19 protein-coding genes are annotated in these 23,242 nt (G+C 60.4%); 6 read left to right on the top strand and 13 right to left on the bottom strand.

The window, feature by feature from the left end; all coding sequences use genetic code 11:
• Positions 1-4: 4 nt before the first annotated feature.
• From HMPREF1219_RS13350 to HMPREF1219_RS01860, 5 genes are all read right to left on the bottom strand, one after another.
• Positions 5-127 (bottom strand): hypothetical protein, encoded by a 123-nt coding sequence (locus HMPREF1219_RS13350; protein ID WP_281166636.1) that lies wholly within the window; start codon positions 125-127, stop codon positions 5-7.
• 333 nt (positions 128-460) lie between these two features.
• Positions 461-658, bottom strand: a complete 198-nt coding sequence (locus HMPREF1219_RS13150; RefSeq protein WP_245554373.1) for a hypothetical protein — start codon at positions 656-658, stop codon at positions 461-463.
• Positions 659-1,186: 528 nt separating this feature from the next.
• On the bottom strand, positions 1,187-2,203 hold the full coding sequence (gene ilvC / locus HMPREF1219_RS01870) for a ketol-acid reductoisomerase (RefSeq protein WP_016457319.1): 1,017 nt from the start codon (positions 2,201-2,203) through the stop codon (positions 1,187-1,189).
• A gap of 68 nt (positions 2,204-2,271) precedes the next feature.
• On the bottom strand, positions 2,272-2,799 hold the full coding sequence (gene ilvN / locus HMPREF1219_RS01865) for an acetolactate synthase small subunit (RefSeq protein WP_016457318.1): 528 nt from the start codon (positions 2,797-2,799) through the stop codon (positions 2,272-2,274).
• A complete protein-coding gene (locus tag HMPREF1219_RS01860) occupies positions 2,792-4,663 on the bottom strand; it encodes an acetolactate synthase large subunit (RefSeq protein ID WP_245554372.1) in 1,872 nt (623 codons plus the stop codon). The genes ilvN and HMPREF1219_RS01860 overlap by 8 nt, the downstream gene beginning before the upstream one ends.
• Positions 4,664-5,250: 587 nt before the next feature.
• Between HMPREF1219_RS01860 and HMPREF1219_RS01855 the strand changes: the two genes are divergently transcribed.
• The 3 genes from HMPREF1219_RS01855 to HMPREF1219_RS01845 all read left to right on the top strand — a co-directional run bounded on the left by HMPREF1219_RS01855 (position 5,251) and on the right by HMPREF1219_RS01845 (position 9,728).
• Entirely contained in the window at positions 5,251-5,802 is a 552-nt protein-coding gene (locus HMPREF1219_RS01855; RefSeq protein ID WP_016457316.1) for a PH domain-containing protein, read from the top strand.
• Positions 5,803-6,334: 532 nt separating this feature from the next.
• Positions 6,335-8,170, top strand: a complete 1,836-nt coding sequence (gene ilvD / locus HMPREF1219_RS01850; protein WP_016457315.1) for a dihydroxy-acid dehydratase — start codon at positions 6,335-6,337, stop codon at positions 8,168-8,170.
• A gap of 214 nt (positions 8,171-8,384) precedes the next feature.
• Complete coding sequence (locus HMPREF1219_RS01845; protein WP_016457314.1) at positions 8,385-9,728, top strand: glycosyltransferase family 87 protein; 1,344 nt, start codon at positions 8,385-8,387, stop codon at positions 9,726-9,728.
• A gap of 144 nt (positions 9,729-9,872) precedes the next feature.
• On the opposite strand, the gene HMPREF1219_RS01840 is transcribed toward HMPREF1219_RS01845, so the two are convergent.
• Positions 9,873-10,898, bottom strand: a complete 1,026-nt coding sequence (locus tag HMPREF1219_RS01840) for a DoxX family protein (protein ID WP_016457313.1) — start codon at positions 10,896-10,898, stop codon at positions 9,873-9,875.
• 129 nt (positions 10,899-11,027) lie between these two features.
• On the opposite strand from HMPREF1219_RS01840, the gene HMPREF1219_RS01835 reads away from it, so the two are divergent.
• Complete coding sequence (locus tag HMPREF1219_RS01835) at positions 11,028-12,185, top strand: glutathione S-transferase family protein (protein WP_016457312.1); 1,158 nt, start codon at positions 11,028-11,030, stop codon at positions 12,183-12,185.
• A gap of 293 nt (positions 12,186-12,478) precedes the next feature.
• Here HMPREF1219_RS01835 and HMPREF1219_RS01830 read toward each other — a convergent pair whose 3' ends face one another.
• Positions 12,479-13,378, bottom strand: a complete 900-nt coding sequence (locus HMPREF1219_RS01830; RefSeq protein ID WP_016457311.1) for a LysR family transcriptional regulator ArgP — start codon at positions 13,376-13,378, stop codon at positions 12,479-12,481.
• 99 nt (positions 13,379-13,477) lie between these two features.
• On the opposite strand from HMPREF1219_RS01830, the gene HMPREF1219_RS01825 reads away from it, so the two are divergent.
• A complete protein-coding gene (locus HMPREF1219_RS01825) occupies positions 13,478-14,218 on the top strand; it encodes a LysE/ArgO family amino acid transporter (RefSeq protein ID WP_245554371.1) in 741 nt (246 codons plus the stop codon).
• A gap of 215 nt (positions 14,219-14,433) precedes the next feature.
• On the opposite strand, the gene mgrA is transcribed toward HMPREF1219_RS01825, so the two are convergent.
• The 5 genes from mgrA to HMPREF1219_RS01800 form a co-directional block, all read right to left on the bottom strand.
• Positions 14,434-15,507 carry an L-glyceraldehyde 3-phosphate reductase gene (gene mgrA / locus HMPREF1219_RS01820; protein WP_040426758.1) on the bottom strand — a complete coding sequence of 358 codons (1,074 nt, stop codon included), beginning with the start codon at positions 15,505-15,507 and terminating at the stop codon, positions 14,434-14,436.
• Between the two features lie 74 nt (positions 15,508-15,581).
• Positions 15,582-16,901: a YkvI family membrane protein gene (locus tag HMPREF1219_RS01815; protein WP_016457308.1), complete on the bottom strand. Its 1,320-nt coding sequence runs from the start codon at positions 16,899-16,901 to the stop codon at positions 15,582-15,584.
• A gap of 398 nt (positions 16,902-17,299) precedes the next feature.
• Entirely contained in the window at positions 17,300-18,805 is a 1,506-nt protein-coding gene (gatB, locus tag HMPREF1219_RS01810) for an Asp-tRNA(Asn)/Glu-tRNA(Gln) amidotransferase subunit GatB (RefSeq protein ID WP_016457307.1), read from the bottom strand.
• 241 nt (positions 18,806-19,046) lie between these two features.
• On the bottom strand, positions 19,047-20,405 hold the full coding sequence (locus HMPREF1219_RS01805) for an MFS transporter (protein WP_016457306.1): 1,359 nt from the start codon (positions 20,403-20,405) through the stop codon (positions 19,047-19,049).
• A 12-nt stretch (positions 20,406-20,417) separates the two neighbouring features.
• Positions 20,418-21,173, bottom strand: a complete 756-nt coding sequence (locus tag HMPREF1219_RS01800; RefSeq protein ID WP_016457305.1) for a glycerophosphoryl diester phosphodiesterase — start codon at positions 21,171-21,173, stop codon at positions 20,418-20,420.
• 388 nt (positions 21,174-21,561) lie between these two features.
• On the opposite strand from HMPREF1219_RS01800, the gene HMPREF1219_RS01795 reads away from it, so the two are divergent.
• Positions 21,562-22,080 (top strand): GNAT family N-acetyltransferase, encoded by a 519-nt coding sequence (locus HMPREF1219_RS01795; protein WP_016457304.1) that lies wholly within the window; start codon positions 21,562-21,564, stop codon positions 22,078-22,080.
• Here HMPREF1219_RS01795 and HMPREF1219_RS01790 read toward each other — a convergent pair.
• Entirely contained in the window at positions 22,061-23,113 is a 1,053-nt protein-coding gene (locus HMPREF1219_RS01790) for a sialidase family protein (RefSeq protein WP_016457303.1), read from the bottom strand. The genes HMPREF1219_RS01795 and HMPREF1219_RS01790 overlap by 20 nt on opposite strands.
• Positions 23,114-23,242: the final 129 nt, after the last annotated feature.

Raw genomic sequence — 23,242 nt, 5'->3', positions numbered from 1 at the left:
GACGCTACCCCGTGCACGTGCGAGTGTCCGTGTTCATGCTCGTGCCCATGTAAACGGGCACCTCCAGCACCATGGTCATGACTGTGCCCGTGTGGGTGCGTGGGTGAGTGGTCAATCTCAGCCTCATCGTCGCACCGTGACGGGGTATCGTGCGGTTGGTGATCATGCGCTAGGCGGCAGCCGTGCGCTTCGTCGGCAGTATCACGCGGGTCATCATGCTGGTGTGCCACGACTCCTCCACAACTTCCAAAACCGGGATTTCGTAACAGAACTAAGGTTACCCTTTCTAATTTGAAATCCAAGGGCCTGCGGTCCCCTGCTCCAGAGCCTGCGGCCCCCCGCCCCTGGGCCTGCGGTCCCCCACCTCTGGCCGATCCTTACGCAAGGCGCTCCGCCAGCACGCCGCGGGGCAGGTACGCGTCTTCCCGGAACTACCGCTTCTGTGCTTGTGCGGTTGCTTCTACTCCGGCGGGTTCGTGGCCGTGTGAAAGATTGTCTCCCCGAGCAGGTTCGACCCATCGACCTCGTCATCGGCGCGCAGCCAGGGGCGATTGTTCTCAATAAACGGCAGCTCTTCTACCTGCCAATCGTCGTAAAAATTGGGGTCTTCCCCGCGCTCAATGCACCGCGCCCGCAGGGCCTCAAGGTCGCCTGCCACCACACCCCCGTGTCCCACTCCAACTCGGGGCGGAGCAGCCCGGTTCCCTCGATTATGACTAGCGGGCAACGCCCGGGAACCCGGATCGACCCGGGGCGGTTGTGCGTCACCCAGCCAGGCGGACGGTAGTCCACCGCTTCCCCCGCGTTAACCGGGGCGACGATGTTTTCTTTGAGCTCTTCGGCCCAGCCGAAGCGCGAAAAGTTCCACGAAACATCATCAACGTGGACTACGGGTGCGCAGGTCACATCACTCATCCTTGCGGCAAGGGTGCTTTTGCCCGCACCGCCCCGGCCGTCGATGGCAATCCACCGCGGGTGGCAAGCAACCAGTGCGCGCAGCCACTGGTCAAACGGCTGCGAGCGCCAGTGAAAGGACGGTTCGTGGGAGATCATGCCTCCACGGTACCAATTCGCGAGGTGCACGCTACACGCAGACAACAAGCAGGAGAAACACCAAAACCGCACCCCGGCGGGAGTGCGGTTACATGGAGCGTGCGACGCTTACCGGCACCACAACGTGGCTTACTTAGTGAGCGGTCTCATCCAGCGGGTTCTTCACCCAGCTCATGAGGTCGCGCAGCTCGGCGCCAGTCTTTTCAATCTGGTGGTCAGCAACCTCGGCGCGCAGGGACTCCAGCTCCTTGTTGCCACCCTCGATGTTCTTGAGCAGGTGCTTAACAAAGTTGCCGTTCTGGATGTCATCCAGAACGTCCTTCATCTTCTGCTTCACCGATGCGTCGATGATGCGCGGCCCGGAGACGTAGCCACCGAGCTCGGCGGTATCGGAGATGGAGTAGTTCATGTTGCCAATGCCACCCTCGTAGATGAGGTCGACGATGAGCTTCATCTCGTGCAGCACCTCGAAGTAGGCCATCTCCGGCTCGTAGCCGGCCTCGGTGAGCACCTCGAAGCCGGTCATGATGAGGCCTTCCAGGCCACCGCACAGAACGGCCTGCTCGCCGAACAGGTCGGTTTCGGTCTCGTCCTTGAAGGTGGTGGGGATAACGCCGGCACGTGCACCACCGATGGCGGCGGCGTAGCTCAGTGCCAGGTCGCGCCCGTTGCCCTCAGGATCCTGGTCGACGGCGATGAGGCAGGGAACGCCCTTGCCGTCGACGAACTGGCGGCGCACAAGGTGGCCAGGCCCCTTGGGAGCAACCATGCCCACGACGATGGACGGATCCGGCTTGATGAGTTCGAAGTGGATGTTGAGGCCATGTCCGAAGAAGATCGCGTCGCCGGGGTTGAGGTTGGGAGCGATGTCCTTCTCATAGATGGCTGCCTGGGAGGTATCAGGGGCGAGGATCGCCACGAGGTCTGCCCACTTGGCGGCCTCCGCATTGGTCATCACCGTAAAGCCAGCCTCTTTAGCCTTCACCGCAGACTTGGAGCCTTCGCGTAAACCGACAACTACCTCGACGCCGGAGTCGCGCAGGCACTGTGCGTGCGCGTGGCCCTGGGAGCCGTAGCCGATAACTGCGACCTTGCGGCCCTGGATGATGGAGAGGTCCGCGTCGTCGTCGTACAGTACTTCGATTGCCATTGTGTGTCAGTTCCTTTCAGGATGTGATGGTGGTCTAACCACCATCAGTATGTAGTAGTGAGTGAGTGTTATTTAGTGTGCAACGCCGGTGGCAACATCGTCTTCGGCCCGCGACCGAGGGCCACTGCCCCAGATTGCATGAGCTCGAGAATGCCGAATGGCTCGAGCACATCGAGGAGAGCCTGCAGCTTGGCGGCGCCGCCGGTTGCCTCGATGATGACGGATTCGCGCGCCACGTCGATGACCCGGGCGCGGAACAACTTCGCCGCATCCACCACCTGTGGCCGGTTGGAGGTATCCGCGGCCACCTTGACCACGAGCAGAGCCCGCGAGATGGAGGTTTCCTCTTCCAACCGAACCACCTTGATCACGTTAATGAGCTTGTTGAGCTGCTTGGTGATCTGCTCGATGTGGATGTCGTCCGCCCACACCACGATGGTGATGCGGTTATAGCCGGGCTCTTCGGTGGAGGCAGTGTTGACGGAGTGGATGTTGTACCCACGCCTGGTGAACATGCCAGTAACCCGAGACAGGATGCCATCAACATCTTCTACGAGCACGGACAGCGTATGCATGGATTTTTCGCGGTTAGCCATTATTTTCCTCCTCATCGTAGGCAAAATTCCTCACCTTTGGGGCAGGACCTGGTGCGGCCTGGTCCGAGTGATCGGAATTCCGCTCCGATTTGTGAGCCTCCAGAGCCGCGTCAATAGCGGTGAGCCGCGCGGTGGCCGCGTCTTCGTCGAATAGCGGACGCAACCCACGCGCGTACTCGATGTCACTGTTGGAGGCACCAGCAGCGACCATCGGCCACACCTGCGCGTTTTCGGAAACGATGAAGTCGATGACCACGGGGCGGTCCGTGATCTCACGCGCCTTGCGCAGCGCCGGCGCGACATCTTCTTCCTTCTCCACCCGTAGCCCCACGCACCCCAGCGCCTGCGCAAGAAGCACGAAGTCCGGGATGTACGAGTCCTTATCACCAAGGTGGGTGTTGGAGTACCGCTCCTCGTAGAACAGCGTCTGCCACTGCCGCACCATGCCCAGGTTGCCGTTGTTGATGATCGCCACCTTGAGGGGCAACCCCTCGATGGCGGCCGTCGCCAGCTCCTGGTTGGTCATCTGGAAGCAACCGTCGCCGTCGATCGCCCATACCTCTTTATCGGGGCAGGCGGCCTTCGCGCCGAGGGCAGCGGGGATACAGTACCCCATGGTTCCCAGCCCGCCGGAGTTGAGCCACGTGCGTGGCTTATCAAACTCCAGGAACTGTGCGGACCACATCTGATGCTGTCCCACACCCGCCGCATAGATGGCATCGGGGCCGACTTCCTCGGCGATCTTCTCCAAAACAAACTGCGGATCGAGCTCGCCAGCGGCCGATTTCTCGTAGCCGAGGGGGAATTTCCGCTGCAGGTTGGTGAGATACGTCATCCACTTTTCCACGTGGAGAGCCGAATGTCCGGCACCCTTGTAGGCGGCGAGCAACGCATCGAGCACCTGGGCGGCGTCGCCCACGATGGGGACATCCACCTCCTTGATCTTGGAGATTTCGGCCGGGTCAATATCGGCGTGGATAATCTTCGCGTGTGGGGCGAAGGAATCCACATCGCCGGTGACACGATCGTCAAACCGTGTGCCGATGGCCACGATCAAATCCGACCGCTGCAGGGCGGCGTTGGCGGGTACTGTGCCGTGCATACCGGGCATCCCCATGTTCAACGGGTGGTGCTTCGGCATGGATCCCAGCGCCATCAGGGTGGTGACGACGGGGATACCGGTGTACTCCGCAAATGTCCGCAGCTGGCGGTGGGCGTTCGCCTTGATCACGCCACCACCGATGTACAGCACGGGTTGCGAGGACTGGGCGATGAGCTCCACGGCCTCGGCGATCTGCCTCTTATGAGGCTCGGTCACGGGGTGGTAGCCGGGCAGGTTCATCTGCGGTGGCCAGGAGAATTCCACGGTGGCGTTTTGGACATCCTTGGGGATATCCACCAGCACGGGCCCGGGTCGACCGCTCGCCGCGATGTGGAACGCCTCGGCGAGCAGGCGGGGAATATCCTCAGCGTTTTGTGCCATCATGTTGTGTTTTGTCACAGGCATCGTGATGCCGCGGGTATCGGCCTCCTGGAAGGCATCGGTACCCAACAGCCCCGTGCCCACCTGGCCGGTGATGGCGACGATGGGAACCGAGTCGAGGTTCGCGTCGGCAAGCGCCGTCACGATGTTGGTTGCGCCGGGGCCGGACGTTGCGATGCACACGCCGACCTTTCCGCTCGCCGTGGCGTAACCCTCGGCTGCGTGGCCGGCGCCCTGCTCGTGGCGAACCAGGATGTGGCGGATCGAGGTGGAGCTGTAGAGCGGATCGTAGAGGGGAAGGACAGCACCTCCCGGGATACCGAAGATGGTGTCCACTCCAAGTTCTTCGAGGGACCGCACCACGGCTTCAGCGCCGGTCATGGTTACTGGTTTTGTGGTTTCCTCCTTCCCTGCCACAAATTTCTTCAATTTATGCGGCAGGCTGGACGGAGTTGGGGCTTGACCATTCGTCACAACTTTTTCCTTTCCCTTAGGGCTTGCGACCCTTCGAGCCTGTGCGGGTAATTCTGGTTGCTTTTGTCTGCGGACTGTGTCATCGGGGTGGTGGACACTGCGTTCGCGGTGGTTGGGGCGTGACGTGGTGTTAGGTGAACCATGTCAGATATGACAACGCCCCCGCCTTCAGGAACCGTGGTGCGGTGCGAAGACGGGGGCTACTAAGCCTGATGGGGCTTAACTCGACAACGAAGTTGGTAGCGCCTGCGGTCTACACCGCCCGGTAATCACTACCACGAGAAGTCGAAGATTTGTCATGCTCATGACTTTATAGCCGGGTTCTACCAACCGCAACCGCGATACCCCCGAAAATGGGATACGAGTTCCACATAGTGAAACATTACCGCGCCTCAGCTTGGCTTTTCCTTCCTCGCCCACGATGCCCGACAACCCACCGCCGACCCCATATCCTGCTGCCCGCCACGCTGGGGCGATGCCATAGAATAAGCCCCATGCCTACTCAGAACGCACCGACGAATCCCGCACCACACCGGTTCACCCCGTCCAGGGGGCACCTCGCAGCCGCCGCTTTCTTTTGCTTCTTCACCTTCATCGCTGCAGGCCGTGACCTGTGGGTGTACATTTTCCTCGTCATCCCCGCTGTCCTCGTATGGTGGGCGCTGCGTTCTTCCACCACGGTCCACCCCACAAAAGGAATTGCCGCCCGTTACGCCTTTAGCAAGCCGCAGTCCATGACGTGGGAGGAGTTTGACAAGCTCCGGTTTGAAAAGTCAAAGACTTTCGCGGTTGCCCACGACGGCCACGATTTCGCCCTCCCCGCCGTCACATTCAATTGCATTCCCCAGTTCGCCGCCGCCTCGGGTGGCCACGTCCCCGACGCCTACACCGAGGGCTACGAGGCCGCCAAGGACAAAGTCCGCATCGTCACCAAGGACGGCAGGCAGGTCCTCGTGTCCAAGGAAGAGGCCGCCGAGCGAGAGAAGAAGGAAGCCGCCCGCCTCGAAGCCCAGATCGAGGCCTCCCGCACCAAGAAGCACCACTAGTTGCTGTCGGCCCGATTCGCAAGGTACGGGCCCGACCCCTTAGCCACGGGCCCGACTTTTCAAGGAAGGTCCCGACTGCCAAAGATGGGCCCGATCCGTTAGTTACGGGCTCCCTTAAGGGCGAGCCTCCGCAGGCCCCCTCCCCCTCACTTCCTCGCCAAGTGGTCGGTTTCGCTTGTCGACGCCCACTGGTCGTTGTTCTACATCAAGTCACCGTTTCTTCTCGCACTTCTCGCCAGCTTGTCGACAGGCAGCTGCACAGCGTCTCCACCACACTCTCCCAACGCGTCGGCACTTCGCTCAATGTATGCCCGAAAATAGACCACATTTACCAGCTGTTTCTCAAATAATAGGAAACAGGTGTCCGTGAAATGGGAATTATTGGGCGTCAGCGACTAAGGTACTTCTCTACACAGTGACCGTGTCTCATCACACGTCGCTGGAAGTGGTTCACCCGCGAACGGTACGTCCGCGGAAACCCAAGGCATGACAAGCATCACATGAATAACGGACAAAGGAGGAGTTCAGGCCAATGAAGAACCTATGGTCTAGGGTCACAACAATGGGCAGGCAGGCCGCCGGCGCGCGTGCACTATGGCGCGCAACTGGCACAGCCATGGAAGATTTCGGGAAACCCATTATTGCCATCGTGAACTCCTACACGCAGTTCGTGCCCGGCCACGTGCACCTAAAGAACGTGGGCGAGATCGTCGCGGAGGCCGTCCGCGCCGCGGGCGGAGTGCCCAAGGAATTCAACACCATCGCCGTGGACGACGGCATCGCCATGGGACACGGTGGCATGCTTTACTCCCTGCCCAGCCGCGAGATCATCGCCGATTCGGTGGAATACATGGTCAACGCCCACACCGCGGACGCAATGGTGTGCATCTCCAACTGCGACAAGATCACCCCCGGTATGCTCAACGCCGCAATGCGGCTCAACATCCCCGCGGTGTTTGTCTCGGGCGGCCCGATGGAGGCCGGCAAAGCGATCGTTGTCGATGGCCAGGCGAAGTCCCACTCCAACTTGATCGACGCCATCCAGTACTCCGCCGATGACAATGTCTCCGACGATGAGCTGGAAAACATCGTCGAGTCGGCCTGCCCCACGTGCGGGTCGTGTTCGGGAATGTTCACCGCGAACTCCATGAACTGCCTCACCGAGGCGCTGGGTCTATCGCTTCCCGGCAACGGCACCACCTTGGCTACCCACACCGCTAGGCGTGACCTCTTTGTCAAGGCCGGGCGCACTGTCGTCGAACTGTGCCGTCGCTTCTACGACGAGGGCGACGATTCTGTCCTCCCCCGCTCCATCGCCACCCGCGACGCGTTCCGCAACGCGATGGCCCTGGATATGGCGATGGGTGGCTCGTCCAACACGATTTTGCATACCCTCGCCGCCGCCCAGGAGGGCGAGGTGGACTTCACGCTCCACGATATCGATGAGCTCAGCTACCGCATCCCCTGCATCGCCAAGATCGCCCCTAACGGCTCTGCGCACGTGGAAGACGTTCACCGCGCCGGTGGCATCCCCGCCATCCTTGGCGAGCTGCATCGCGCAGGACTCCTCAACGACGACGTCCATTCGGTCGCCTACGAGGACCTCTCCACCTGGCTCAATGACTGGGACATCCGTGGCGGACACGCCCGCGACGAGGCCGTCGAGCTGTTCCACGCGGCGCCCGGTGGCACCCGCTCGACCCAACCATTTTCACAGTCCGCAACGTGGGACGAGCTGGATACCGATCCTGTTTCCGGCGTCATCCACGATGTTGACCACCCGTTCACCTCGGACGGCGGACTTGTCGTCCTGCGCGGCAACCTGGCTCCTGACGGCGCCGTCCTGAAATCCGCCGGCGTGGAGGAAGAACTGTGGGAGTTCACCGGCCCGGCGCGCGTGGTGGACAGCCAGGAGGCCGCCGTGTCAATGATCTTGAACCACGAGGTCTCCCCCGGTGACTGTGTGGTGATCCGCTACGAAGGCCCTGCTGGTGGCCCCGGCATGCAGGAGATGCTACACCCGACGAGCTTCCTCAAGGGAGCAGGTTTGGGCAAGTCCTGTGCGCTCATCACCGATGGCCGCTTCTCCGGCGGAACCTCGGGCCTGTCTATCGGTCACATCTCTCCGGAGGCCGCCCACGGTGGTCTCATCGGTTTGATCGAGGATGGCGACCCGATCTCTATCTCCGTGCACAATCGAACTCTGACTCTCGATGTGGATGAAGAGGAGCTCAACTGGCGGCGGCAGGCGATGGAGAACTCCGATGCCCCGTGGACGCCGAAGCGTAACCGCGTCGTGTCGAAGGCCCTCCAGGCCTACGCCAATCTCGCCACATCGGCCGATAAGGGTGCGGTCCGCGCTCTGTAACTAACCGCCGGCTTCTCGGCGAGAACCGGATGGGTGTCCCGCGTCAGCATGCTGACGCGGGATTTTTCTGTTCAGCTGCCAGAAACAACCGCGCGATTTCGGGTTGGCCCCGCTTTCTTCGAGTGGGGAATTTTCGGGAATCACTGTGCAGGTGGTGCGCAGTGTGCTGGCACGCGTATGGGATTATAAAGTGGAACACCACAAGGAGGCGCGTATGAGTGGTAAATCAGTTCCCACGTCGAACTCGATCAGTCGAGATGGTGGCACCACTGGAGTCACCGTCGGGACCGTTGGTAATTCCATCGGGACCGGTGGTAATTCCATCTGGACGGCGATCACTGTCGTCGGACTTGTCATGGGGTTGGCGGTCACATGGCAGCAAATTCGGATGAACGAAGAGCCCATCGACATGGCCATTTACCTCGAAGGAGTGCGGACGTTCCTTCAGGGTGGCGAGGTGTACTCGCAACCCATGCAGGTGGGAACCGTGCTGCTGCCTTTCATCTACCCGCCGTTTGGTGCCCTGGTCATGGTTCCGCTGGCCCACCTCAGCGTGAAACTCGCCGGCGACATCATGATCGCGGTCTCGTCTCTTCTGTTGCTCGCCTGCTTGCACTTTGTCACGCGGGCGGTGATGGGATCCCCCGATCCTACGGTCACGGCCGTCCCCGAGCGCGCCTGCCACGCGCTCGTCGCCATCGTTTGGCCGGCTGCGATGCTCCTCGAGCCGGTTGTGCTTAACTCCTCGTTCGCGCAGATCAACATCATCATTATGGGGCTGGTGGTGCTCGATCTGGTCCCCCGCCGACGATTCCTCCCCCAAGGGTGGCTCATCGGCATAGCCGTGGCCATCAAACTCACCCCCCTGGTGATGCTCTACTACTTCCTGCTCAAGAAGGACATCAAGGCGATCGCGGTGAGTGCCGGAAGTGCTATCGCAGCCACCGCCCTCGCGGCCGTTGTGCGCTGGGATGTGACGGTGGAGTATTTTTCCACCACCCTCCTTGGCCTCGGCGGTGGAAAGAATATGGGCGTCAACACCGCCTACCAGTCCAATTCCTCTCTCAAGGGAATGATTATGCGGTGGTTTACCTCAGAGGATGCCCTCAACGCGCATACAGGGCTTGTCAATATCGTGTGGCTCGTCGCCTCGTTCATTGCCATTGGCCTTGCCGGTTGGCTCATGGTGTGGCTTTTACGCCGCGGCTTTGACACGGATGCCTGGCTGGTCAACAGCATCCTCATGCTGCTGATCTCCCCGATCTCGTGGTCACACCACTGGGTTTGGGTCGCACTTATCGTCCCCGTGTTCGCATGGAGGTGGTTCACCTCGAGCCCCCGTTCTGCATGGTTCGGAGGGACCTTGGCCCTGTGGACGGTACTCATGGTCACCCGTCCTCCCAAGTGGTGGTTCGGCGACGCCATCGATATATATGCCCTGCCTTGGTGGAAGACCTTCCTCGTCTCCGATTACGTGTGGCTGGCCATCGCTTTGCTCGCTTTGTATCCCCTTATTTGTAAGCGCCTCAGCTCTCCTGCACCCGTATCAGCTCGGTAGCCCAGTCCGCTATCTGTTCAGCCATCTACATCGTTGCTGTATCTGTTCGGCTGTGTGCAACGGTCACCCCAGCCGAAAGAGAAAACCGGCCCTGCGAGCAAACAACTCGCAGGGCCGGTTTTCCAATGATGCTACGCAGTGGTGTTATCCCAGAGGGTTGATCCCCGTTCCGAACCACCACATGGCCCCCGCGGCGACGATACCCACGATGCACCAAATCCAGCTCGAGGCGAGCGGGCGCTTCGCCCAGCTGCGCGAGAAGTCCAACGCAATCGTGCCAGGCCCCGTGAACTGCACGACGAGCGCCAAACCAAGCAGAATGAGAGCCAGAATAACCGCGTTATCCACTGCAAAAAGGCTCGTCGTATCGTACTGAATCAGGGCATGGAGAGCACCGAATCCGGTCGCGATGACTGCAACCGCTGCTGCTACAGGCGTGAGCAACCCGAGCAGAATAAACACTCCGGCTGTCAGCGCCAACGTGGGAACCACAATCGCCAAGGCTGTGGGGTACGCATACGCAGCAAAGGCCTCCTTTACCCCTGCGAGCCCCTCGCTACCACCAAGATTGAAGAACACCTTGAGAGCCTCAAAGATGAGGTAGCCACCAAGAACGATTCTGAGCAGCAACAGACCGAAATCCATAGTGCCCCTGCGGGGATCTTCGGGTTCTTCCACTGCGACGGCATCTGCGCCAGGCGCTTCGGCCACGGTTGCGTAACCCGGCTCGGGAGCACCCACAAGTGGCACGCCTGGTGACACGGTAGTGGCCGCTGCTGAAGTTCCGGCAAATGAGGACACCGGCGAGAAACGGGTCTCTGTATCCGCTTGAGCAGGCTGGGACGTGAATACGGCCTCCGTCTGCGCGGTTGGAGCGAAATCGGCATCGTCATAGGACGTGCCGGTGCTATCCAAGACTTCCGTCTGAGCGCTATCCTGCTTCGGGCTGATTACCTGAGGCTTTGCTCTTCCTGCCAGTCCGGCGAGACCAGACTTATTGGGGGTAGAAAAAACCTCCGTTTTCAAGTCGCTAGCGACGGCATCCGCCTTCGGAGTGGTTGAAAAAACCTCTGTTCGTGCATCCTTGGAGGCATCGTAAGTAGGGACTTCCGCACCGAAGTCGACGCTTGATGCCTTATCAGGTTTGGTGTTCTTCTCGTTGGTATCCACGTCACCAGCCTAGGGGAAGTTCCACCCGTGGTGGTGCTCTTCCCCTGCGGCGCGCCGCTACCTCACCAACTCCTTTGTTGACATGTACACTAAATGGTAAGGAAACACAATACTGAAGGAGTGACCACCATGGCAGAGAACACCACCAGCAACGCAAATGCTGCTGCAGCCGCAAAGGCTAAGGGCGCAGACTGGGCGGGAGACGCAGAAAACAGGACGAATGATGAATCGGGTGCTTTCGTTCGGGACACCAATTACATCGATGACCGAATCGTCCCCTCCGTCGAGCCAGGAAGCGGCCCCCAGCAGCGTGACGACGGCACCATGTGGTGGCCCGTAGAGCCGCATCGCTACCGCCTCATTGCCGCGAGAGCCTGCCCGTGGGCGCACCGCACCATCATCGCACGCCGGATTTATGGTCTCGAAGATGTCATTTCCCTCGGGCTCGCCGGCCCCACTCACGATAAGCGGTCCTGGACATTCGACCTTGACCCCGACGGTGTCGACCCCGTTCTCAAAATTCCTCGTCTACAGGATGCATACTTCGCTCGCTTCCCTGACTACCCACGCGGAATTACCGTTCCCGCGATCGTCGAGGAAAAATCCGGCAAGGTGGTCACCAACAAGTACTCTGACATCACGATTGACTTTGGTGAGCAGTGGAAAAAATTCCACCGTGAGGGAGCACCGGACCTCTACCCCGAGGAATTGCGGGAGGATATGCGCCCAGTTATGAAGCGGATTCTCACCGAAGTGAATAACGGCGTATACCGCTGCGGTTTCGCTACCTCCCAAAAGGCCTACGAGGAAGCTTACGACCGCCTGTGGGTTGCCCTCGATTGGCTCGAGGAGCGCCTCACCCACACCCGCTACCTCATGGGTGACCACATCACCGAGGCAGACGTGCGCCTGTTCACCACACTCATTCGCTTCGACGCCGTGTACCACTCCCACTTCAAGGCGAGCTGCAACAAGATCACAGAGATGCCCAGCCTGTGGGGCTACCTCCGCGACCTCTTCCAGACTCCCGGATTCGGCGACACGTGCGATTTCACTGAGATAAAACAGCACTACTACAACGTGCACAAAGAAATTAACCCCACCCAGATCGTTCCCGTCGGACCCGATCTTTCTGGGCTCGTAACCCCGCACGGCCGCGAGAAACTAGGCGGCTCTCCATTCGCCCCGGGAACCACACTGCCCGGGCCGATCGCAGAGGTAGAGCGCGTGAAGAATCCGGAGCCTTGGCAAGCCGAGTTCTTCGGCTGGAACGAAGCACAGTTTTAGAGCCCAGGCTCCCCGGCCAGCACTGTGTACTCTACGGCACAACCTCTCTGTGAGAACGGTGGTACCCGGAACCGTCGTCACGAACGAGCCCGTCGTTGCGCACGGGCTCGACGTCACGTACGGGACCGCCGTTGCGCGCGGGACCGCCGAAAGTTCACTGTCCTAGTGGTTGGAGTATGTGCGCAGGAGATATGGCTCAGCCACTGCAGTATGCCGCTGGAAGATGACTGCTCCTCCATCTGTAGCTCAATAGCTGAGGAGGAGCATTCAACATGTGGCCGGGGCCACAAAAACTACCGCCGAGGTTGAGAAAATGCGCAGTGCGCGGGGATGTTCTTGCGGGCCGCGCGGGTTACGGCGCTGGTCAAAAGCTCAAGCAGAGGGGACTCGAGCCGCCAATGCTGCCAATACAAGTCGGTGGACACGATCTTGTCATCCAGCTGCACGGCAACGCCCCGCCTGATCAGCTCCTTCGCCTGGGTATCCACTACAATTGCCCATCCCAGTCCGGCCTCAATCGACTGGAGGAACGCTCCCATTGAGGGGACGATGGACACGCGACGATGCTTCGGGGGATTATCAAGCCTTCCAACAAGGTCCCGGTCTTGCAGATAATCGCGGGGGCCGAAACGTAAGGCCGGCATCCGCGCCCAATCAATCTGCTTATTGAGGGTGTACTTCTCTACCAGCCACGGCGCGGCCACCGCCACGTAGTGCAGCGTTCCAAGCAACACCGAGTCACAGCCGGAAACCGGCTTGGATTCCCGGGTCACCGCGCCCAAGCAGTCACCGCTGCGCAGCAGCTCAAGCGAGTGAGACTCGTCCTCAATCCGCATAAGGATCGAGGCAGAATCCCACGTGGCAACTTCGCGGAGCACCGGAGGGAACCAGGTAGCTAGCGAATCGGCGTTGATGGCAACGTTTAGTGGCACGCTCGCGAGACGGCGGTCGAGGGCCGCTTCGGTTTCGGCTTGCAACAACGCAACCCGGCGCGCGGCCTGTGCGATTACCTCGCCAGCTTCAGTTGCGGTAACAGGAGATTCCCTGCGTACAAGGACTCTCCCCGTGGAGTGCTCTAGCGCCTTAATACGCTGACTCACCGCGGGAGCGCTGATTCCTAGTGCGGCAGCAGCACGCTCGAAGCTTCCCTCGTCGATGATCGCGAGGAGGGTTTCCATTTGCTCAAGTTTCATTTTCTCCAGTACCACATCTTCCAGTACGCTTAAGACACTTTTATGATACCCGAGAATTTATCATTTTACTTATTCACCCCCCGGGTTCACAATGGAGACGTGAACGTTTTCTTTGCTGGATTGATCTTTAATCTGTCCCTCATCTTGGGACTGGGGCCTCAGAACGCGCTCATTTTGAAGTACGGTCTTAGGCGCCAACACATCACGCTCGTGATTATTATCTGCGCGCTCTGCGATATCTCGCTCCTCGTCCTCAGTGGCGTGGGGGTCGGCTTGATCCTTGAGAAAGCACCTATTGTTCTCGAGGTTCTTCGCTACGGCGGGTTCCTCTTCCTGCTGTGGTTCGCTTTCACGTGTTTTAGAGATGCAGTACACCCCAAGACCATTGACGTTCACACAACCACAGAGGCTGCCCCTCAGCACCATGACGATGGCGGGCGACGGGTTGAAGACTCTCCCGTTACAGCCGGTGTTGCTGGCGACGAGGATGCCGTTTCCCACCGCGGATCCGCCGTTATCACAAAGACCCGTCCCCACCCTGTCCACATTCCGGAAGAAATCAAAGGTCCCGCGCTCGCGGCGTTCATGGTGAGCGTGGTTAACCCCGCTGCGTGGGTGGATCTCTTCGTGGTGATCGGTTCGAGCTCGGCCAGCTACGGGGCAGGAAAATGGATGTTCCTCCTGGGAACCATCGCCGCTTCCCTCGTCTGGTTCCCAGCTTTCGGCTACGGCGCCGCAGCACTGTCTAAGCCTCTGTCCAGCACCAAGGTGTGGCGTGGCATCAACACCGTGATTGGACTGTTCATGGTGTTCATGGCTTTCCGCGTGCTCCTGATGTAGTCGCACCAGCCTGACATTCCCAGTCACAAGCACGCCCGGCGTTTTCCGCCCGGGCGTGCTTTATATCGGCGTGTAGGAGGTGAGCCCATGCTCGTGGCCGACCTCGGAAGTATGGGGCGGAATCAAGGTCAGCTCGCATGGTCTCTCCCCCACACACACGACGTCCCTGCACGCCACTCAGCGTGCAGGGACGTAGATGAAAGACAAGCGAAAAGCTACTCGCCGACGTGCTTCGACCTGGTCGCAGCACCCCAAATGTTGATTCCGGCATCGCTTGTCACGCGATCAATGGTGGCAAGCTCATCATCGGTGAATTCGAGATTCTCAAGCGTGTCGAGGTTCTGATCGAGCTGCTCTACCGACGAGGCTCCCACCAGTGCGCTGGTGACAGTTTTCTCGCCGTACTCGCCCTGCCGGCGAAGCACCCACGCTAGCGCCAGTTGGGCAACGGTCTGGCCGCGCGAATCGGCAAGCTTCTTCAGCTCCCGCACCATGCCCAGGTTGCGGTCGCTCAGCATCTCCTTGCTCAGTGATTTATCGCTGGCTGCACGAGACCCTTCCGGGATGCCGTCGAGGTAGCGGTCGGTGAGGAGCCCCTGGGCAAGCGGCGAGAAAGCGATGACCCCCAAGCCGTTATCAGCAGCAGAAGTGAGCAGGTTATCCCCCGAATCATCGGGTTCTTCCACCCACCGGTTGACAATGGAGTAGCTCGGCTGATGGATAAGGAGCGGGCAGCCCTCCTCGCGCATGATCTCCGCAGCCTCCGCCGTGAGATCGGCTGAATAGGACGAAATGCCCACGTAGAGCGCCTTGCCCGAGGCTACGATGTCTCGCAGTGCGTACATCGTCTCCTCCAGCGGGGTATCCGGGTCCGGACGGTGGTGATAAAAAATATCCACATAGTCGAGTCCAAGGTGCTCCAACGAGGCATCGAGCGAAGCCATCAGGTACTTGCGACTACCGCCGAAGCCGTACGGCCCCGGTTGCATCCGCCAACCGGCCTTGGATGAGATGATCAACTCGTCGCGCAGCCCACGGAAATCCTCCCTGAGGATGGTTCCTACGTTGCGCTCGGCTGAACCAGCTGGCGGGCCATAGTTATTCGCCAGATCGAAATGCGTCACGCCGCGATCAAAAGCGCGACGCATGATGGCCCGCTGGTTTTCCAGTGGCTTATCATCACCAAAGTTGTGCCAAAATCCTAGGGAGATGGCGGGCAAGAAGAGTCCGGAGTCACCTACACGTCGGTACTCCATGGAATCGTATCTATCTGATCGTGGAGTGTACATAATCCCGAGTGTAGCTATCGTCGCGGCAGCATGTTTGCCACACGTGAGCTAGGCAGCGACATGCCTTCTCGGCGCTAACCGCGGGACTCATTATCGTCCTGCTCGTCCGGGTACCGTTCGCGGAAATAGTCCTCTGCGGAAAACTCCACCTCTTCATCCGAATCCAGCCTCTCGGCTTCCTCCTCCTCGATGGTGCGGAAAAGTTCCCGCGACTCTACGTTTGATTCCCGCACCTCGCTGCGAAGCTTCCAGCGCTGCTTAGACGTGAAGCGGAGCCGCGGATCAAGGCGCCTGGCCACCAGCCTTCGGATCTTTTCCCTCCTGCTGGATTCTTCAGTGATTTCCGGACGCGTCGCCACCCACGAGACGATGAGCGTGAGAATAAGCAGGATCCCCACGTAGCCCACGATGGGGTACAGCCAGGCCACGAGCGTGGAAAAAGGAACGAAAGAGAAGACGAATCCCACGAGCGTGCTCCCCACCATGTAGCGACGGAACCGCTCGGGCTTGTCAGCACTTAGCCGTTTAGACAGCGCATAAAACATGGCGATGGCTGTGTTGAAGATCATCGCATAGATGACCACCGCCATGATGGTACCCAACACCGGGTGGATTTGTGACACGAGCGCGAGGGTGGGCATATCAATGTCCGCCACCGTTGCGATGTTGAAGTACAGGGAGAGGACAAGCCCCACAAGGCACACCCCGTACAGCGCTCCGCCGATAATTCCGCCGAGCCCAGCGGCCTTGGGGTCGGCGCTGTTGCCACCCATGATGAGCGCCATGGAAATCCCCACCATGAGGCACATTCCCACGTAGTTTGCCGAGGAGACCCACCAGTTGGGGACGAGGTGACCCGCTTGTACTGGCTCCGCCTGAACGTCGAGCGCCGCGAAGGTATCGGTGGGCTGCGTGGCGTAGCGGGCGAAGATGATCACCATGAACACGAGGAGGAAAGGAGTGATCATGCCGATGACGTTGGACACTTTATCCACATCAAGGAATCCGGCGGCGATGACGAGGATCACCATGAGGATCGAGCCGGCCAGGGTGGGGATGCCGAACTGCTGGTTGAGGTTGCTCCCGGCTCCGGCAAGCATGACGAATCCGGTGGCGAACAATGTGAGCATGATGGCGTAATCGAAGAACTTAGCCAGCACTGGGCTGGCGATGTAGGACACCACCGGCATGTGTTCCTTGCTTTGGAAATAGGACCCGAACTGTAGCGTGACCATGCCGGTGACCATCATGATGAGGCCCGAAATGATGCTTGCCCAGATGCCCATGTGCCCAAAGGCGCCAAAGTACTGGAGAATTTCCTGGCCTGACGCAAAGCCCGCCCCGACCAGGACACCGAGGAAAGCCATCGAGATTCCTAGTGCACGTTTCAACATAGCTACTCCTTTGTGGTGTTCCTATGCTTTGAATAATATGCACTCGCATTGCATCTATGTGACTGATTGACCGTGCTGCCAGCGAATTGGAACCGAAACGTAATACTCGTGGAGAAAGTCGCGCTCCCCTCATAGCCATCCCGTGGAAGCCGTGCCCTCGTATACACCACGGGATAACCTGCATCGCCGTTGTAAGCATGCGAAGTGGCAGCCAAATTCTGCTCACACCTCACATTCCCTACAAAAAAGTCACAGCCAAAAGTTCCCCCATGCACAAGCTGCCCCAAACAAGATGTCCCCACGAAAAGACGCCCCACGAAAAAGACGCCCCACGCCTTGGCGTGGGGCAGGTAGTGACGGTTCGGAGCAGCTTCACGGGAACGCTGCTGTCCGACGGGTTAGCTCAGCTTCTTGGCAATGAGCTGGTTCACCGTCTTCGGGTCGGCTTTGCCTCGGGTCGCCTTCATCACGGCACCGACGATAGCACCGGTGACCTTCTTGTTTCCGGCACGGTACTTCTCCACGATGTCCGGGTTGGCAGCCAGGGCGTCGTCCACGGCCTTCTCGATCGCGGCATCGTCACGCACGACTTCCAGTCCGCGCTTGTCGACGACCTCGTCCACGTCGCCTTCACCGGCCAGCACGCCGTCAATTGCGGTACGGCCCAGCTTGTTGGTGAGCTTGTCCTCGCGCACGAGCTCAGCCACGCGGGCGACCTGTGCAGGGGTGATTGCGAGGTCCTCGAGCTCAACCTCGGACTCCTTGGCCTTCTGTGCCAGGTAGGAGGTCCACCAGGAGCGAGCCTCATCGGGCTTCGCGCCCGCCTCGGTGGTGGCGATGATGAGGTCAAGCGCGCCGGCGTTGACCAGGTCACGCATTTCAGCGTCGGATACGCCCCACTCCTTTTGCAAGCGGTCCCGCTTCACCCACGGAAGCTCCGGAAGCGTCGCGCGGATCTCCTCCACACGCTCCCTAGACACGATGACCGGGGGCAGGTCGGGATCGTTGAAGTAACGGTAATCGGAGGACGTCTCCTTCGGGCGCCCCTTCTTGGTGGAGCCGTCGGTCTCCTGGTAGTGGCGGGTTTCCTGAATGATCTCCTCGCCGGCCTCGAGGGCGGCCGCCTGGCGCATCATCTCGTAGCGCACGGCCTGCTCCACGGAGCGCACCGAGTTAATGTTCTTCGTTTCCGTGCGAGTGCCGAACTCGGTGGCACCTTTGCGCATGAGCGACAGGTTCGCGTCGCAACGCATCGAGCCCTGATCCATGCGGGCATCGGACACGCCGAGGGCCTTCACCAGGTCGCGGAGAGCGGCGACGTAGCAACGCGCGACCTCCGGGGCACGCTTGCCGGCACCCTCGATCGGCTTGGTGACGATCTCAATGAGGGGAACACCGGCGCGGTTAACGTCGACGAGCGAGTGGGTGGCACCGGCAATGCGGCCATCGGCACCGCCGATGTGCGTGAGCTTCGCAGTGTCCTCCTCCATGTGTGCTCGTTCAATCTCCACACGCCAGGTCGTGCCGTCGTCGAGCTGCACGTCGAGGTAGCCGTCGTAGGCGATGGGCTCGTCGTACTGCGAAATCTGATAATTCTTCGGCTGGTCCGGGTAGAAGTAGTTCTTCCGGGCGAAGCGGGAGTACTCGGCAATCTTGCAGTTGAGAGCGAGGCCGATCTTGATAGCCCACTCAACGCCCGTCTCATTAACTACCGGCAATGCACCGGGGAGCCCCAAGCAGGTGGGGTCCGTGTGAGAGTTCGGCGGTGCACCGAAATCGGTGGAGCTAGCGGAGAACATCTTCGTCTCCGTCTGCAGCTCCACGTGCACCTCGAGGCCCATCACCGGGTCGAAGCGCTCCAACACCTCGTCGTAGTCCATGAGATCAGTATCCTGGTAGGTCATAAGCACCTAGTTTATAGCGTTGACATGATTCTGGTTGCGTCGGCTACCTCTTTGCAGCTGACCGCTCGGCACTGGCATCCCGGCTCCAGTTCCCCGAGGGTGTGCAACCGGCCTGTGACGTCCGCGTAATCCGGCCAAGTGGCACGTCTGCCGCGTGCCGAATAAGGCAAAAGCCCGTCCGCGCAGGCGCGGGCGGGCGTTCCGGGCTGTGTCCCTCTTGCAGGGGACACCGTAACACCGGCTACTGGGTGACGGGGGCGTCGGCCGGGGCGTCGACAAGCCCCTCGGACTGCTCACGGGTAAGGACGCGAGCGTTGATGCGATCCAACAGCAGGGCGCACACGGCACCAACAACCGCAACACACAGGGTGATGAGGAAGATTTGCTCGTACCCCACGTGCGGGTTATCACGGTGTGCCTCTACAATCCCGGCGGTCATCGGGTTCGCCCAGAAGATCGAGGCGTAGACGAGGAAGGAGCCGACGGCCATGGCGGAGCCATTGATCTCCTCGGGCAGGTGCAGCTCGGCGATGGGCGCGAGGATCACGGCCTTGCCCATGAAGATTCCCATGGCCATGACGATGAGGAGCCCCATCGCCACCCAGATGCTGCCTCCCTGCGGAAGGATGTACACGAGCCCCACTCCCACGGCGGTGAGCGCGAGGGCAAAGGCCATCATGCGGGTGGAGGAATTAAACAGGTAATCCGCAACCAACCCGGAGATGACCCCGGCGAAGATGCCAACCAGACCCGTGTTGAAGATGCCGAAGGCGCCGGACTGGGCATCCGTGGCGTGGAAAACCAGGGACAGGTACGGGGCCGACGAGTAGATGAGGTTGACGTAGCACCAGTACACGCACAGCCCGGCGATGCCGGCGAGCCACACACGCGGCAACAGCAGCACCTTGATGAGCCCTTTAAGCGCGGCGATGCTATCGGAATCCCCCGGATCCTCCGCCTTCGCCGTCGCGTTTTTGGGCACGAACTTCAAGATGCAGAAGATGAGCGGAATGATGATGAGCGAGTACAGCACGCCCATGATCGTCATGACGGTGTTCGCCTGCTCAGCAAACACGGCGAGGAGCCCCACGACGATCAAGTTCATGGTGAACTCCACGGCGCGGCGGGTGGATTCCAGAAGCCCCATGGCGAGGCCCCTGCCCTGCTTGTTCGCGTCCTGCGACATGAAGCTCACGCCGTTGACCACGGCGGGCCAGCCGATGGCATCCCACACGCCCCACGAAATCGCGATCGCCACCATGACGGAAAAGCTGAGGTGCGGGACGAGGAAGAGAATGAGCGCGGTCACCATGCGCCACGCCGCCCACACGATGAGGATGGAGCGGATGGTGAAACGGTTGTTCACCCAGCCGCCGGGCAGGTAGAGGAACATGGCGATCCCCAGCCAGCCCATGAGGATACCGAACTGGTCGATGCCAATCCCCAGGGCGTTGGTCAGTGGGATCATGAGGGAGCCCTTGAACGCCTCAAAGGCAGAATAGGTCAGCTGACCGGCGAGGACGATGGTGAGGAAGCCACCAATACGGCCTTTGCGGAGGAAAACGGGCAGCTCTGAGTGCTTACTGAACGGATTAAACATGAAGATGAGTTTCTATTTCTCGCTCACTGCACCGGCGATGCCCTTCAACCGCTCCGGGCAGTTGGAGATCACCCCATCAACACCCCAGTTGGCCAGCTGGTTCGCCCGGCCCGGGTCATCCACAGTCCACGCGTTAATGCCAAAACCGGCAGCGTGGAACGCGTCGACGCGCTGTTTGGTGAGGTACGAGTCCTCCGGGTGAATGTAGTCCGCACCGACGAGTTCCAGCATGGACTTCCAATCGTCGTAGAGTGCCACGGTCTCGTACAGGCAGCCGACGGGAAGTTTCGGTGCCCGCTGCTTAAAGATGGACAGGAGCACGTGGTTGAACGAACTCACGATGACCTTGCGGGCGGGGTCAAGGTGCTCCAGCTCCGCGATGACGTTATCAATAAGCGTGAGGGTTTGCTTCTTGCCCTGCTCGTTCGACTTGATCTCGATATTCGCGTTGAGTTCGTGTTCGTTCATGAACCGAATGAGCTCGGCAAACGTGGGCACCTTTTCGCCGGCGAAATCCGTGGAGAACCAGCTGCCCGCGTCGATATCGTCGAGGTCCTCCGCGGTGAGGTCGTAGTAGCTACCCGGATGGTTGGTCGTGCGATCGAGCGCCGTGTCATGCATGATGATGGGGGTGCCATCGCCGAGGATATCGACATCCGTTTCAATCCAATTGATCCCGTGATCGAGGGCGGCTTGGAATGCACTGAGCGTGTTTTCCGGGGCGAGGGTCTTAGAACCGCGGTGTGCGAAGAGAGTGCAGCGAGTCACAATGTTTCTCCTTAAAAAATGAATAATGCTTCGAAGATTACACCCTAAGATTTCGCACCGAAGACCGGATTTTAGCGGTTCCTTCCTGCCTAAACGCTAACCTACGGTAGTGACCACCTACGATACCGTAGGCGACGGTACCGTTCAGTAATTCGTGTGGGAGAGGTCACACAAAGAATCCACCATTACGGGGGTGAAGAACACAACACTTCCCCGCCTGATGCGTGGGCTTTCCATGGCGCTGCCCCGGGGTCGCCCCGGCGCGTGAACACCGGGATTCGGCACACACGCCGGCGAAAGGATTTTAACGGGTGACTGCCACGCGCGCCGAGGCTGCAGAGTACCGTGCCAAACAAAACCCACCGCAAACTCCTGGTGAGAAAGGCACATGATGAACCACGCACACATCGACATTCGGCCAGCAACGGTCCACGACGTGGACGCGCTTCAGCAGCTGTCCATCGACACCTTCACCGAGACGTTTGGCCACCTGTACCGCCCGGAGGACCTGGCAGAGTTCCTCACCAACTACTCAACTGAGGCTCTCACCAAGCTTCTCACCAGCCCCCACCATCACACGTGGCTTGCCTGGGACGGCGGGACGGCGATCGGATACGTGCTCATGGGGCCGTGCGGGCTGCCGCACCCGGACGTGGCGGAGGGCGACGGCGAGATCAAGCGGCTATACCTGCGCGGTGACTACCAGAACTCTGGAACCGGAAGCACGCTCATGCGCCTCGGCGTGGATTGGCTGGATGAGCACTGCCGCACTGTGTGGCTCGGGGTGTGGTCGCGCAACTTTGCCGCCCAGCGGTTTTACCGCCGCTTCGGCTTTGACAAGGCTGGCGAGTACCGGTTCAAGGTGGGCGAGCACTACGACCACGAATTTATTTTCCGGAAGGGTTAACCACAGGCGGCTTCGCCCACGTTCCTGCGCCGTGGCGAACGGTGATCTCTTCGCCTCGTGACACGGTGGCAAACTGGATGGACTCGTAATCGTCGGCCTCCCAGGCCAGCGCGAGCGTGTCTTCATCAATGGGTGCGATGACCGAGTACGCCGTCGCCCCGTCGTCGATAAGCACGGGAGGACCCCACGTTGCACCCTCGTCGCGAGAAAAGTGCAGGCTGAGCCTCCCCCTCTCTAAGGGATGGTCGCACATGCTGGCCACGAGCACATCACCCCAGGACGCCAGCCCCCCGTTACAGGCGGGATCCGTAAGCCCAGGCATGGGTACCGGCGCGGTAAAGGACAGGCCGTCGGCCGAACGCGCTTGCCGGCGAACCGGCGTATCGCGGGCGTGCAGGAGAAATTCCCCCGAGTTCAGATAGACGATCTTGTTCTCGTCACAGTCCGGCCCCACGAGTTCGCCGGTGCGCCACGTCTTTCCGCCATCATCGCTGCGCGCGCTGAGCGCGTAATTCTTGCCCTCCACGCGTGCAACAAAGGGCTGCACGAGGATGCCGTCAGGGGTGGCGACACCGTTGCCGGACGCGGCAAACATGCCACCCACCTCGGCTGGGCGAAGAGTGCTGAGATCCCTGTGGTGCCACGTAATACCGTTATCGGTGGAGCACGATAGCCACAATTCAAGCCCCGGACCACCGGGGGAAGCGCTGAAGAAGGACTCCCCTGTTGATCCCACATACCAGCACCATACCGTGCCGTCGGGGGCGCAGATAAACGATGCATCGCCGAAACCATGGCCCGGCTCGTGGCGACGCAGGGCGCGGGGCGCGGACCATGTCTTGCCCCCGTCGTCGCTGTGGCGCACGGCAATATCGAAATCCGCCGGCAGATCGCGCCAATCCGCGCGCACGTCGTAGGCGATGAGGATGCGCCCGGATGCAGTCACCCCCAGAGCGGGAATGCGATAGATGGGGGACGAGAACGCCGACCCGGGAAACACCGTTCCGGTCTGTGCAATTGTCACGCTAGGCATCGCTCACCTCACACTCGAATTTGGTTACACCTTTCTCACTGTGGCAGACGGCGGGGTGAAAGTCTAAAAAAACGGCCCTCGAAATGAAGGCCGTCAGCTGGTTGCGCGCGTGCGCGGTGTGCGCGCTCA

The sequence above is a fragment of the Corynebacterium pyruviciproducens ATCC BAA-1742 genome (assembly GCF_000411375.1).
Lineage (GTDB): Bacteria > Actinomycetota > Actinomycetes > Mycobacteriales > Mycobacteriaceae > Corynebacterium > Corynebacterium pyruviciproducens.
The sequence above is the reverse complement of the archived record's forward strand: the minus strand, read 5'-3'. Positions and strand labels throughout refer to the sequence as shown.

What these genes read in the sequence shown, in the direction of transcription:
- HMPREF1219_RS13350 (WP_281166636.1), bottom strand. Translation starts at nt 127, where the DNA reads ATGAGGCTGAGATTGACCACTCACCCACGCACCCACACGGGCACAGTC.
- ilvC (WP_016457319.1), bottom strand. Translation starts at nt 2,203, where the DNA reads ATGGCAATCGAAGTACTGTACGACGACGACGCGGACCTCTCCATCATC.
- ilvN (WP_016457318.1), bottom strand. Translation starts at nt 2,799, where the DNA reads ATGGCTAACCGCGAAAAATCCATGCATACGCTGTCCGTGCTCGTAGAA.
- HMPREF1219_RS01860 (WP_245554372.1), bottom strand. Translation starts at nt 4,663, where the DNA reads ATGACCGGCGCTGAAGCCGTGGTGCGGTCCCTCGAAGAACTTGGAGTG.
- HMPREF1219_RS01855 (WP_016457316.1), top strand. Translation starts at nt 5,251, where the DNA reads ATGCCTACTCAGAACGCACCGACGAATCCCGCACCACACCGGTTCACC.
- ilvD (WP_016457315.1), top strand. Translation starts at nt 6,335, where the DNA reads ATGAAGAACCTATGGTCTAGGGTCACAACAATGGGCAGGCAGGCCGCC.
- HMPREF1219_RS01845 (WP_016457314.1), top strand. Translation starts at nt 8,385, where the DNA reads ATGAGTGGTAAATCAGTTCCCACGTCGAACTCGATCAGTCGAGATGGT.
- HMPREF1219_RS01835 (WP_016457312.1), top strand. Translation starts at nt 11,028, where the DNA reads ATGGCAGAGAACACCACCAGCAACGCAAATGCTGCTGCAGCCGCAAAG.
- HMPREF1219_RS01830 (WP_016457311.1), bottom strand. Translation starts at nt 13,378, where the DNA reads ATGAAACTTGAGCAAATGGAAACCCTCCTCGCGATCATCGACGAGGGA.
- mgrA (WP_040426758.1), bottom strand. Translation starts at nt 15,507, where the DNA reads ATGTACACTCCACGATCAGATAGATACGATTCCATGGAGTACCGACGT.
- HMPREF1219_RS01815 (WP_016457308.1), bottom strand. Translation starts at nt 16,901, where the DNA reads ATGTTGAAACGTGCACTAGGAATCTCGATGGCTTTCCTCGGTGTCCTG.
- gatB (WP_016457307.1), bottom strand. Translation starts at nt 18,805, where the DNA reads ATGACCTACCAGGATACTGATCTCATGGACTACGACGAGGTGTTGGAG.
- HMPREF1219_RS01805 (WP_016457306.1), bottom strand. Translation starts at nt 20,405, where the DNA reads ATGTTTAATCCGTTCAGTAAGCACTCAGAGCTGCCCGTTTTCCTCCGC.
- HMPREF1219_RS01795 (WP_016457304.1), top strand. Translation starts at nt 21,562, where the DNA reads ATGATGAACCACGCACACATCGACATTCGGCCAGCAACGGTCCACGAC.
- HMPREF1219_RS01790 (WP_016457303.1), bottom strand. Translation starts at nt 23,113, where the DNA reads ATGCCTAGCGTGACAATTGCACAGACCGGAACGGTGTTTCCCGGGTCG.